General features: G+C 66.1%; 10 protein-coding genes. 6 read left to right on the forward strand and 4 right to left on the reverse strand.

From position 1 onward, the window contains the following. Positions 1–50 precede the first annotated feature (50 nt). Complete coding sequence (locus M1L61_RS21470; protein ID WP_043399421.1) at positions 51–977, reverse strand: DUF808 domain-containing protein; 927 nt, start codon at positions 975–977, stop codon at positions 51–53. A 161-nt stretch (positions 978–1138) separates the two neighbouring features. Between M1L61_RS21470 and M1L61_RS21475 the strand changes: the two genes are divergently transcribed. Together M1L61_RS21475 and M1L61_RS21480 are read left to right on the forward strand one after the other, a co-directional pair. Beyond that, positions 1139–2830, forward strand: coding sequence for an AarF/UbiB family protein (locus tag M1L61_RS21475; RefSeq protein ID WP_043399423.1), 1692 nt, complete (start codon positions 1139–1141; stop codon positions 2828–2830). Positions 2831–3070: 240 nt separating this feature from the next. Next, entirely contained in the window at positions 3071–5176 is a 2106-nt protein-coding gene (locus M1L61_RS21480) for a phosphoglycerol transferase I (protein ID WP_241874078.1), read from the forward strand. A 533-nt stretch (positions 5177–5709) separates the two neighbouring features. Here the strand turns inward: M1L61_RS21480 and M1L61_RS21485 are convergent. Further along, positions 5710–8079, reverse strand: a complete 2370-nt coding sequence (locus tag M1L61_RS21485; protein WP_126560840.1) for a DUF3772 domain-containing protein — start codon at positions 8077–8079, stop codon at positions 5710–5712. Between the two features lie 141 nt (positions 8080–8220). Continuing rightward, complete coding sequence (locus M1L61_RS21490; protein WP_006474562.1) at positions 8221–8469, reverse strand: hypothetical protein; 249 nt, start codon at positions 8467–8469, stop codon at positions 8221–8223. Between the two features lie 182 nt (positions 8470–8651). On the opposite strand from M1L61_RS21490, the gene M1L61_RS21495 reads away from it, so the two are divergent. From M1L61_RS21495 to M1L61_RS21510, 4 genes are all read left to right on the forward strand, one after another. Continuing rightward, positions 8652–9146: a lipocalin family protein gene (locus tag M1L61_RS21495; RefSeq protein ID WP_248854079.1), complete on the forward strand. Its 495-nt coding sequence runs from the start codon at positions 8652–8654 to the stop codon at positions 9144–9146. A gap of 121 nt (positions 9147–9267) precedes the next feature. Beyond that, positions 9268–9696, forward strand: a complete 429-nt coding sequence (locus M1L61_RS21500; RefSeq protein WP_191863443.1) for an SMI1/KNR4 family protein — start codon at positions 9268–9270, stop codon at positions 9694–9696. 3 nt (positions 9697–9699) lie between these two features. Continuing rightward, positions 9700–10908 (forward strand): FAD-dependent oxidoreductase, encoded by a 1209-nt coding sequence (locus M1L61_RS21505; RefSeq protein WP_248854080.1) that lies wholly within the window; start codon positions 9700–9702, stop codon positions 10906–10908. A 126-nt stretch (positions 10909–11034) separates the two neighbouring features. Beyond that, positions 11035–11517: a hypothetical protein gene (locus M1L61_RS21510; protein WP_019661543.1), complete on the forward strand. Its 483-nt coding sequence runs from the start codon at positions 11035–11037 to the stop codon at positions 11515–11517. Positions 11518–11600: 83 nt separating this feature from the next. Here the strand turns inward: M1L61_RS21510 and M1L61_RS21515 are convergent, their stop codons facing one another. After that, positions 11601–12035 carry a PepSY domain-containing protein gene (locus tag M1L61_RS21515; RefSeq protein WP_248854081.1) on the reverse strand — a complete coding sequence of 145 codons (435 nt, stop codon included), beginning with the start codon at positions 12033–12035 and terminating at the stop codon, positions 11601–11603. Positions 12036–12047 lie beyond the last annotated feature (12 nt).

Below are 12047 nucleotides of genomic sequence, written 5' to 3' on the forward strand. Positions count from 1 at the left end.
GGCGGCGCGCAGCGCCGTAGAGCAGCCGAGCGTGGGCTCGGCTCTACAGATCACTTCCCGCGCAGCTTCTGGAACCCGGTCACCGCCGCCAGCACGATGGCGCCGGCGATGATGCCGACCACCATGTTGGCCGCAGCACTGATCAGCCAGCCCCACTGCCCTTCACCGCCCAGCGCCTGCACCGCGTGGTGCAGCGCCGGCACGTTGTGCACCAGGATGCCGCCGCCGACCAGGAACATGGCGATGGTGCCAGCCACCGACAGGAACTTCATCAGCCACGGCGCCGACGCCACCAGACCGCGACCGAAAGCGGCAATGGCTCCGCCCTTGCGCGACAGGTACAGGCCGACGTCATCAAGCTTCACGATGCCCGCGACCAGCCCATAGACGAACACCGTCATCGCCAATGCAACCACGGCCAGCGTGACCACCTGGTTGGTGAACGGCGCGGTGGCCACCACGCCCAGGGTCAGCACGATGATCTCGGCCGAGAGGATGAAGTCGGTGCGGATCGCGCCCTTCACCTTGTCCTTCTCCCACGCCACCATGTCCACCTGCGTATCGGCCAGCGCCTTGCGCCGTTCGGCCTGATGCTCGGCGTCGTCCTCGGCTGAGTGCAGGAAGCGGTGCGCCAGCTTCTCCACGCCTTCGAAACAGAGGAAGGCACCACCGATCATCATCAGCGGCACGATCAGCGGCACGTTCCAGCCGCGGCTGTGCAGCCAGGCCTCCAGGGCGCTGATCGCCAGTGCTGCCGGTACCAGGATCACCTTGTTGACCAGCGAGCCCTTGGCCACCGCCCACACCACCGGCAGCTCGCGGTTGGCGTTGACCCCGGTCACCTGCTGCGCGTTCAGCGCCAGGTCGTCGCCCAGCACACCGGCGGTTTTCTTCGCCGCGACCTTGGTCAGGACCGAGACATCGTCGAGGAGGGTGGCGATATCGTCGAGCAGGGCGAACAGGCTGGCACCGGCCATGGGAAGTCCAGAGAGGGAATGAGCGGATTCTGACCGATACCGGGGCGGCTGCGGAAGCGGTCGGATTCACCGCGTGCCTACCGCCCCCCGGCGACACTGCGGAATCCGGACATTGCTGGCCAGCGGCCGGCACGACCGTCTTTGCCGCATGGGAGTTCCGCTTGAGCAATCCGCCCACCGCCAATGGCAATCCCCCGCTGGTCAAAGGCATGAACCGGCGCAGCCAGATCCTGCGCCTGTTGATGCGCTACCGCCATTCAGGCGTATTTTCCGGCATGAACCTGGATGCCGCGGGCAATCCGGCCGACGTACCGGCAGATGGCAACCCGGAACAGTTCGTCAGTGACCTGGAAGCCTTGGGGCCCACCTTCGTCAAGCTGGGCCAGATGCTCTCTACCCGCCCGGACATGGTGCCGGTGGAGTTCGCCACGGCGCTGGAGCGCATGCAGGAGAAGGTGGCCGAGATTCCGGTCGAGCGCATCCATGCCATCGTCGAGCAGGAACTGGGCGCCCCGGTGAACAAGCTGTTCGCTGCGTTCGATCCCGAGCCACTGGGCTGCGCGTCAATCGCGCAGGTGCACCGCGCGGTGCTGCACGATGGCCGCCAGGTAGCAGTGAAGGTGCAGAAGCCTGAAGTCGCCGCGCAGCTGCGCTCGGACCTGGAGGCGCTGCGCAGCTTCGCGCTGGCCGCCGACCACCTGACCCAGGTCGGCCGCCGCGTGCGCCTGCGCGACTGGCTCAACGAGTTCGCCAAGACCCTGATGCAGGAGCTGGACTACCACGCCGAGGCCGAGAACCTGGCCCGTTTCGGCCGGCACCTGAAGCCGTTCCGCCGCCTGTGGATACCGCAGCCGCTGTGGGACTACAGCAGCCAGCGCGTGCTGACCATGGAACTGGCCACCGGCGTGCGCGTGGATGCGATTCCCGATGTGCGCCGCACCGAGCAATCGATGGATCCGCTGGCGGCGGCGCTGATCCGCGGCTACCTCGACCAGATCTTCGTGCACGGCGAGATCCACGCCGACCCGCACCCCGGCAACCTGCGGGTGATGCCCGATGGCCGGCTGGCGATCTTCGACCTGGGCATGGTCGCGCACATGCCGCCGCGCCTGCGCGAGCGCTTGCTGAAGATCCTGTTCGCCGCGGTCGACGGCCGTGGCGAGGAAGTGGCCGACGACCTGATCAGCATCAGCACGCGGCTGGAGGCGTTCGACGAGGAACGTTATCTGCGCGAGACCGGCCAGTTGATCGCGCGTTACGCCGCCAGCGGCACGTTCTCCGAAGGCCGCGTGGTGCTGGACATGGTGCGCATCGCCACCGCCTGCGGGCTGCGCACGCCGCCGGAACTGAGCCTGCTGGGCAAGGCACTGCTCAACCTGGAAACCGTGTGCCGGCTGCTGGCACCAGAGCTGGAAACACGTCGCATCGTCGAGCGCCAGCTGCAGCACGTGATGCGCGCACGCCTGAAGAAATCGCTGTCTGCCGCCAACCTCGCCAGCGAGGCGATGGAGCTGCAGCAGCTGCTGCGCGATGGGCCGCGCAAGCTGTCGGACATCATGGCCCTGCTGGCCGAAAACCGCCTGCAGATGAAGGTGACCGGCCTGGAAGAATCGCGGTTGATGGAGAACCTGCAGAAGATCGCCAACCGCGTCGCGGCCGGCATCATCAGCGCCGCGTTGATCATGGCCGCCGCGATGATGATGAAGATCGACACCGGCTGGCATCTGTTCGGCTACCCGCTGATTGCGCTGATTCTGTTGTTCATCGGCGTGGTGCTCGGCCTTGGCATCGTGACCAGTGCATTGCTGTTCGACCGTCGCGCACGGGCACGCGAAGAACGCGGGCATCGCTAGCGCATCAACGAAAACGCCGTATTCATGCGGTTTTTAATGCAATCCAACGTAGCCTTTCACGCTCGTTTTACCTTCTGAGCGCGATTTCGCGCGCGTCATTCCAACAAACATTTCAGTCAGGTTCGTGCATGCACTATCGAGTCATCGGCCTGTCATGTGCATGTGCTTGCGACAGCGCCGGTCGGATGGACACGCGTCGGTACGACGTCCATCAACATCCCGTCACTGCCGAAGCTGCCTATGCTCTGGATACTGTTGTTGTCGTTGTTGCTGCTGTGCTGGCTGTTCCTCGCGTCCGACAAGTGGGTGTGGTGGAAGGCCAGCGCATTCTCGCTGCTGCTGCTCATGCTCAGCGCATGGTGGCTGATCGACAAGCTGTCCGGTGATGGACTCAACGCTGCAACCCTGTACCACCTCGGCGCCGACATGGAAGGCGCCGGTGTCTCCGACTTCAAGGGCTACATCGCCGGCTTCATCGTGCTGGCGCTGGTCTCGCTGCTGCCGCTGTTCGCCACGCGGGTGAAGCGCTGGCGCCGGCCCGGCCACGGTGGCGCGTTGTTCGCCGGTTTCGCGGCCGTGTGGGTGGCCACGATCATGATCAGTCCACTGGCCCGCGACGGCCAGCGCCTCTACCAGCAGCTGCGCCCGGTCGACTTCGCCCGCATCGCCCCCGAGTACCAGGTGCCGACGCAGCCGCTGCAGCGCCCGCGCAACATCGTCTGGATCTACGGCGAAAGCCTGGAGCGCACCTACCTGGATGAGAACGTGTTCCCGGGCCTGATGCCCAATCTCAACCGGCTGGCCACAAAGTCGCTGGACGTGCGCGGGCTGGCCTCGGCCGAAGGCAGCGGCTGGACCATCGCCGGCCTGGTGTCGTCGATGTGCGGCGTGCCGTTGACCACCTCGCAGGGCGATGAGAACAGCATGGACCGCATGGGCAGCTTCCTGCCCAAGGCGGTATGCCTGGGCGACTACCTGAAGCAGCAGGGCTACACCAACCACTATCTGGGCGGTGCCAACGGCCAGTTCGCCGGCAAGGGCCAGTTCCTGGCCAGCCACGGTTTCGATGAAGTGCATGACCTGGCCTGGTTCAAGCAGCAGAAGAAGATCGGCCGCATCCACTACTCGGCCTGGGGCGTGCACGACGACGTGCTGCTGGACACCGCCTACCAGCGCTTCGAGCAGCTCTCGCGCGCCGGCTCGCCGTTCATGCTGACCACGCTGACCATGGATACCCATCACCCAGCCGGCCATCTGCCGGTGTCGTGCAAGGGCGAGCGCTACCAGAGCCAGTACGGCAACATCAACATGCTCAACGCGCTCAAGTGCAGTGACCGGCTGATCTCGCAGCTGGTGCAGCGCATCCAGGCCAGCCCGTACGGCAAGGACACGTTGATCGTGATCGCCTCCGATCACCTGGCGATGCCCAACGATCTGACCCACATTCTGACCCGGCAGAAACGCGAGAACCTGCTGCTGTTCCTGGGCGATGGCATTGCCCCGCAGCAGCTCAGCGCCGACGCCGGCACCACCCTGGATTCGGGTGCGACCCTGCTCAGCCTGCTGGACTCGAACCTGAAGACGATGGGCTTTGGCCGTTCGCTGATCGATACCCAGCGCGCGCCGAGCGCCAGCGTCGCCGCACGCCGCGACGGTGGCCGCGACTACCCGCAGTATCTGGCCTTCGCCCGTTCACTGTGGCTGGGTGAACCGACCCGCGAGCTGAAGATCGACGGCGACGACCAGGTGGTGGTCGGCCTGCAGCACGTGCAGCCACCGGTGCTGCTGGAGTACGACAAGGACTGGGGGTTGAAGTCCGTGTATCTGGAAAACACCTCGCGCCAGTTCGATGATGCCAACCCGGACAACACCCTGGCCTATGTCGACCGTTGCACCGCGTTCGAGGACGGCTCGGCCGACGGTGACTGGTGCGCCCTGCTGGTCAACCGTGACAACGGCATCAAGCTGTACCGCGACAACGACCTGCGTGGCGGCATTGCCGTGGATGCGCCGCTGGACGCCTTCCAGGGCCCACGCCCGAGCGTGCGCCAGGCACACATGATCACCCAGAAGGGCCGCCGTACCCGCGCCGGCCAGTACATGCTGCAGCTGGTGGCGAGTACGCGCCCGGATCGTGGTTTCTGGATCGAAGCGGTGTCGTCGCAGCGCAAGGTGGTGCTGGCCCAGCAGTGGGTGCAGCCCGATGCCAACGGCAAGATCAACGTGTCGTTCGGGCTGGATCACGAAGTGGACGATCTGGAGATCCGCGCGTGGTTGAACCACGCCGAGAAGCTGGCAGTGGATACGTTCGCACTGGTGCCCTCGCGCAGCCGACCGCGGGGGTAGGGTTCTTTGCAGGGCTGCGCCCTGCCACCCGCCGAAGCAACAGCCGAAGCAACAGCAACAGCAACAGCAACAGCGGGCATTCTGTGGGATGGCGGGGCGGTGTGGGTTGGCAGGACACGCCGTAAACCCGTCCCTGGGGGCTCGATGGCGCCATCCATGGCGCCAACGGTCCTGCCAACCCACACCACCCCACCTCTGACAGATTCCGTGTGCTGTTGGTGGGTGTCGACCTTGGTCGACACAATCTGTCAGATATCGAAAATCAAAATGGGGTCAGATCCGTTTTCCTACGGAAAACGGATCTGACCCCAAAAGCAATTCCAACAGATCGCGGAAATCTGTCGAAGGCGGGGTGGGGCCGGTTGCGGGAGTGTCCGCGGCATGGATGCCGCGGCCAAGCCCCCAAGGATGGGTTTACGGCGTCTCCCGCAACCGGACCCACCCCGCCAATCCTCGGAATGCCAGCTTTTGCTGTTGCTCTTGCGGTTGACGTTGCTTCGGCGGGTGCAGGGCGCAGCTCTGCAAATAAACCCCTACTCCTGCGGATCGCGGGTGATGTGGATATCCGTCGGGGTCGACAGCGGAATGTTCCGCTCGGCCAGGATCTGCAGCAGGCTGAAGTACAGATCGCTGCGGGTCGCATACACCTGCCGCGGGCTGGCTACGTACGCGAAGCTGTTGATGGTGATCTGGCCACCGGCAATGCTGTCGATGTAGACCGTCGGTGCCGGCTGATTCAGCACGTTGGTGTGCGCGGTGTACGCATCCAGCAGCGCCTGCCGCAGGTTGCCGACATCGGTGCTGGGCGGCACCGCGAACTGGATCTGGATGCGGCCCTGGTTGTTGCCCATCGTCATGTTGCGCACGGTCTTGGTGACCAGCTCGGAGTTGGGCACGATCAGCGTCGACTTGTCGCCCACCTGGATCTCGGTCGAACGCAGGCTGATGCGGCGGATGTCGCCCTCCTGGTCACCCAGCTTCACCCAGTCGCCGATCTTCACCGGCCGCTCGGCCAGCAGGATCAGGCCGGAGACGAAGTTCTGGGTGATCACCTGCAGGCCGAAACCAATACCCACCGACAGCGCGCTGACCAGCAGGGCCAGCTTGCTCAGCTGCAGCCCCATCGCGCTCAGCGCCCAGATCACCGCGATGATGATGCCGACGTAACGGGCGACGGTGCTGACCGAATTGCGTGCGCCCAGATCCAGTTCGGTCTTGGGCAGGTAGGTGTCGGTCAGCCAGCGCTGTACCAGCTGGGTAACGGCCAGGCCAGCCAGCAGCACCAGCACCGCCAGCACGATGCGCACCGGCTCCAGCTTGGTTCCGCCAATGTCGAATCCAGACGTGAACAGCGAGGAGAAGCGCTCCACCACCGCGCCGATGTTGCCGAACGGTGCCACCAGCGCCAGCAGCGCGATCAGTACGACGATGGTGCGCAACGCCGCCGACAGCAGCACGCCGGCCTGCTCCAGGCGCGACACGCTCAGGCCGGTGCTGAGCAGGATGGTCTGGCCCACCTTGCTGTCCGCGTTGAGCATCCACGTGCTCAGGTCATCAACGAACTTGAACAGCAGGGTCGCTGCCAGCACCACGATGCTGCCGCCGATCAGCTGCTGGTTCACGAACTTGGCGAAGTTCAGGTAGCCCAGCAACGTCGCGACGATGGCGGCCACCACCGCGACGTTGCCCGCCACGCGTGCCAATACCAGCCAGCTGCTGCGGCGCACCGGCGTGGCCGCGCCCACGCCATCGGCCTGTGCCTCCAGCTTGGCCTCGGCCTCGGCGGTCTGCCGGCGATGCAGGCGTGCCAGGGTCACCAGCATGGCCATGATCAGGCCCAGGTAGGTCAGGGCAATCAGGCCATCCAGCGCCACCGTGGTGACATCGCTGGTGCGCGTGGCCTGGTCGAGGGCCATCAGCACCGTGCTCAGCCAGGCCAGCGCCGCCGCGCCCCACGCGTACTTGCGCAGCTTCAGCGCGGCGGTGTCGTCCAGGTTCAACAGCCGCCATGACGGGCGCTTGGGCACCAGCATGCAGGCGCTGAGTGCAGCGATGAAGGCGGCGCGGAAGGTGGCCGTCTCCAGGCCGTCGGCCACCACCTGCAGGCGCGGCGCGATGGCATCGATGGCGTCCAGCGCCGCCATCAGCACCACCACGGCATAGCCGGGCAGCAACGTGCCGACCAGCAACAACCACATGGCCAGGCCGGAACGGCGCAGGCGTCCATCAGGCGCACGATCGGACGCGGCGAACTGCCGCCCCAAGCGGCGCAGCCACAGCCGCAGCGGGAACATCATCACCAGCGCGGCGATCAGGCCCAGCAACGGCGTGCCCCAGCCATTGGCCCGGACGCCGGCAACGAACGTATCGCGCCCCTGCTCGGCCAACGGCGCGACGCGTGCGATATCGATGGGCAGGCGCTCGGCCACCTTGCTCCACAGTGCCGGAGACAACGGCGAGGCGACCTTCTTCCCCATGTCTTCGGCGCGCTGCGCAGTGCGCTGCTGGTCGATGTCGGCTGCCAGCTGCTGGGCACGCACGGCACTGGTCTTGGCCTGCGCCACCGATGCGGCCAGGCCGTCGCGCTGCTTGTTGATCGTGCGCCGTTGCGCCGCCAGTTCGGGCGGCTCGGTGGTGCCCTCGGCAGGCGTGCCCAGCTGCGCTAGCTGTTCGTCGAGACGGTCCAGCTGCGGCTGCAGCGACTTCTCCAGCGCCTCGGCGTCACGCCGGGCCTTCGAAGCGTCCTCGGACAGCATGGCCAATGTTTCGATGGCCGCGGCATCACCACGCTTGCGGTCGACTTCCTTCAGCTTCGCATCGATATCCGCCAGCTGCTGCTTCGGCGTGGGGTCTTCATCCTGTGCCAGCACCGGCGCGGACAGCAGGAGGGCGGTGCACAGCATCAGGACCCACCAGGGGCCCCGTGCACGGATCGATCGCAGGAAAGAAGACACGCCAGCCACACCGGTTCGCGCGGACCACCGCGCCTGCGCGCGACTATACGGCACAGGCGGTAAAGGGCGGATGGGCGACGCGCAGCAGCATCAGTACTTCAGGCGCAGCTCTTCCACGGTCGGCTGCTGCAGCGCGTACCAGTCCTGGAACTCTTCCTCGGTGATCTCATCGGGCGCATACACCGCCACCGGGTGCCAGTCGTGGTCGGTCGGCAGCGGCTGGCGCGGCCCGGCACGCAGGCTGTAGCTGACGCCCTCGTAGTCGACCAGGTCATCGACCTGCGGCCACTGTTCGCGTGCGAACGCGGATTCACTCTTCAACAGGATCACCTGGTACATCGGCACCTCCACTTCGGTTGGATCAGGAAAACACGGCGCTGGCGGCAGCATACCGCCGCACCGGTGACAACGGGCACGCCGCAGCAGCGACGGAACGTTCTGGACACGGCCATCGCCCCGGCTTCACCCGCCCATGGCAAGGCCATCGGCATCGTGGAGGCCCCCCCCTGCCACGACCGCCGATGACCGAGCACCCGCCGCTGAAGACCGTTGCCGACCTCAAGCTGCCCCGCTACCTGGGCACCTGGTACGAGATCGCACGCCTGCCAATGCGCCATGAACCGGAAGGCTGCACCGACGTGTCGGCGCACTACACCCTGCTCGACAACGGCAACGTCGGTGTCACCAACCGCTGCCGCATGGACGGCGAGATCGAAGAGGCCACCGGCGAGGCTTGCGCGATCGACAACGACAGCGCGCGCCTGGAGGTCAGTTTCCTGCCCAAGGGCCTGCGCTGGCTGCCGTTCGCCAAGGGCGACTACTGGGTGATCCAGGTCGCCCCGGACTACAGCGTCGCGCTGGTCGGCAGCCCGGACCGCAAGTACCTGTGGCTGCTGGCCCGCGAACCGCGGCTGGACGCCACCGTGCAGGACCATTATCTGGCGTCCGCCCGCCTGCAGGGCTTCGATCTGTCCGAACTGATCCAGACCCCGCATACCGGCCAGCCCACGGCCTGATCTACGGGCAATGGTGGACGCCAACCGACTCCGCCCATGACGTTATCCCCCATCGCGACATTCATCAGCAGCAGGCAAACTTCTGGTTTAACCAGTCCCCGAGAGACATGGAAGAGCAGTCATGGAATATCACCTGACAGAGGGACAGCTCAATGGCCCGGCTGAAATGTCGGCCATTGCTGATCTGTCAGCCCGCGTGGGAGTGGCACTTCCCGAGAGTTACCTTGAATTCCTTAGGGCGCACAACGGTGGCGAAGGATTTATTGGCGACAACTACATTGTCTTCTGGAAAGCGGAAGAGGTGGTCGCCTTCAATCGTGAGTATGAAGTTGAATCATACGCGCCGGGCATATTCCTGTTCGCGTCGGACGGCGGCGGGGAGGGATTTGGATTCGACACACTGGACGCAGCAATGCCGGTAGTGCGGATTCCATTCATTGGCATGGAACGTCAGTACGCCCTCCCGGTAGCGCGCGACCTCCCCGACCTGTTTGCTCGACTGCTTGCAGATCAGCCTGAGGACGAGCATGAAATCAATCCGGCAGGCTGACCCATGGACCTGAAGAGTGGCTACCCGTGGTGGGCGGTTCGCAATGGCCTGATCCACGCCTTCCCGCCGCTGCAGCAGGACCTGCGCTGCGACGTGCTGGTGGTCGGCGGCGGCATCACCGGTGCACTGATTGCCGACGAGCTGTCCCGGCATGGCCACGACGTGGCGGTGATCGAACAACGCGACATCGGCTGGGGCAGCACGGCGGCCAGCACCGCGCTGCTGCAGTACGAGATCGATACCCATCTGCTGGAACTGGCCCAACGCTATGGCCAGGACGCCGCCGCGCTGGCCTACCGCGCCTGTGCCGAGGCCATTCCGGCGCTGGGCGAGGTCGCTCGCGGCCTGAAGGACGTTGATTTCCAGCGCATGGACAGCCTGTACCTGGCCAGCCGCCATCGCGACGTGCCGCGCCTGATGGCCGAGGGCGATGCCCGTCGCGGTATCGGCCTGGATGCCCGCTGGCTGGGCCCGGAGGCACTGCGGGAACGTTTCGACGTTGAGGCCGGCGGCGCCCTGCTGACCCGGCAGGCGGCCCGGGTTGATCCGTATCGGCTGACCTATGCGCTACTGCAGCGCCTGCGTCGGCGCGGCGGCCATGTGCATGACCGCACCGTACTGCACAGCCTCGATGCTACCGCGCGCGGGGTGGCCGCCCGTACCGAAGCCGGTGCCACCATCCGCGCACGCCACGTGGTGCTGGCCATGGGCTACGCCAACCAACGCTGGCTCAAGCAACGGGTCGCACGCAACCGCAGCAGCTACGCCTTCATCACCGATCCCATCGATGCGGACGTGCTCGGCCGGCTGCGCACCACGATGGTCTGGGAGAGCGCCCGCCCCTACCTGTACCTGCGCGCCACCGGCGACTGTCGCCTGCTGGTCGGCGGGCTGGACGACGCCATCGACATCCCCGCCCGCCGCGACCGGCGCGTTCAGAGCAAGGCCGACCAGCTGATGAAGCAGCTGCTGCGCTGGTTCCCACGGCTGGACCCGGTGCCGGCGTTCTCCTGGGGCGGCACCTTCGCCGAGACCGCTGATGGCCTGCCGTTCTTCGGCCCGCACGAACAATGGGGCCCGCGGGTGCACTTCGCCATGGCCTACGGTGGCAACGGCATCACCTATTCGATGATCGGCGCGCAGCTGCTGCGCGCCCGGATCGAGCGGCGCACGCATGCGCTGGAGGGGCTGTTCGGGTTCGGCCGGTTGTAGCCTGCAGCCAGGCATGGCCTGGCTCTACCGTAAGCGGGCGCCGACAGGCATCATTCAAGCAACCCCTGCTAGCGTCGGCCTGTACCGCCGCGTGTTGCGTGGCCACCTGTCCGCTGGAGCGCCGTCATGATCCGCCCCCTGACCCTGCTGCTGTGCCTGGCCCTGCCGGGAACCGTGCTGGCCCAGTCCGCCGCAGGTGCCACCGCGCCGCAGGCGGCCGGCCTGGACCTGACGCTGCCTCAGGCGCCGATGCGCTACCTCAACGACCCAGCCCTGCAGCAGGACCCGCCGGGCACGTACTACGGCGACAAGAGCGGCCCGCGCGTGCACGACGACGCGAAGATCGCCGACGTCACCGACGACAAGGTCAAGGTGTCCGGCAGCTTCACCACCGGCATCGGCTATTCCAAGAACGGTGGCAACAGCCACTACAACGCCGCCACGCTGAACCTGAGCAAGAACTACACCACCGATGAAGGCAAGACCCACGGGGTCAACGTCAACATCCACGTGAGCGAAGGCAAGGGACCGGGCTTCTTCGGTCCGTATGGCGGCTATTACGGCCGCGGCCCGGGCTATTGGGACTACCCGCCGCCGTACGGCTGGTAAGCCAGCTCCTGTAGAGCCGAGCCCATGCTCGGCTACGGTTGGCCGCAAAGCCGAGCATGGGCTCGGCTCTACATGGGCAAACGTCAATCCAGCCAGCCATCGCGCTCGCTGTGCAGGATGCGGCCGTCATAACCGCTCAGGCGCACGTCCACCTTCTGGTTGCGTGCATTGCGGGCCTCCAGCGACCAGGTCGCACCATCGCGTTCCAGCGAATGGATCTCGCGCAGGCCATGCGCCTGTGCCCGTGCCAGCACCTGCTCGGTGGTCAGCAGCGCGCGGCCGCTGTGCTCGTCGAAGATCTCGCCGGTCTTCGGGTCCACGTAGACCTCGCTGAAGCGGCCATCGGCGCCGCTCACGTCGGCCTCCCACAGGCCATCATCGCGCTCGATCTCGTGGATCTGGGTGTAGCCGGCCTTGCGCAGGGTCTGTTCAACCTGGGCCATGCCCAGCGGCGCGGCCTGTACGGCCGGCGCGACGGTCAGCAGGGCAACAGTGGCGAGGGTGAGCGACTTCAACATGGGGGTTCTCCT

Origin of the sequence: Stenotrophomonas sp. NY11291, assembly GCF_023277365.1 — a bacterium.
GTDB lineage: Bacteria > Pseudomonadota > Gammaproteobacteria > Xanthomonadales > Xanthomonadaceae > Stenotrophomonas > Stenotrophomonas geniculata.

Excerpts from the sequence above, each read along its gene's own strand:
- M1L61_RS21470 (WP_043399421.1), bottom strand. The coding sequence starts at position 977 with ATGGCCGGTGCCAGCCTGTTCGCCCTGCTCGACGATATCGCCACCCTC.
- M1L61_RS21480 (WP_241874078.1), top strand. The coding sequence starts at position 3,071 with ATGCTCTGGATACTGTTGTTGTCGTTGTTGCTGCTGTGCTGGCTGTTC.
- M1L61_RS21485 (WP_126560840.1), bottom strand. The coding sequence starts at position 8,079 with ATGCTGTGCACCGCCCTCCTGCTGTCCGCGCCGGTGCTGGCACAGGAT.
- M1L61_RS21490 (WP_006474562.1), bottom strand. The coding sequence starts at position 8,469 with ATGTACCAGGTGATCCTGTTGAAGAGTGAATCCGCGTTCGCACGCGAA.
- M1L61_RS21495 (WP_248854079.1), top strand. The coding sequence starts at position 8,652 with ATGACCGAGCACCCGCCGCTGAAGACCGTTGCCGACCTCAAGCTGCCC.
- M1L61_RS21500 (WP_191863443.1), top strand. The coding sequence starts at position 9,268 with ATGGAATATCACCTGACAGAGGGACAGCTCAATGGCCCGGCTGAAATG.
- M1L61_RS21505 (WP_248854080.1), top strand. The coding sequence starts at position 9,700 with ATGGACCTGAAGAGTGGCTACCCGTGGTGGGCGGTTCGCAATGGCCTG.
- M1L61_RS21510 (WP_019661543.1), top strand. The coding sequence starts at position 11,035 with ATGATCCGCCCCCTGACCCTGCTGCTGTGCCTGGCCCTGCCGGGAACC.
- M1L61_RS21515 (WP_248854081.1), bottom strand. The coding sequence starts at position 12,035 with ATGTTGAAGTCGCTCACCCTCGCCACTGTTGCCCTGCTGACCGTCGCG.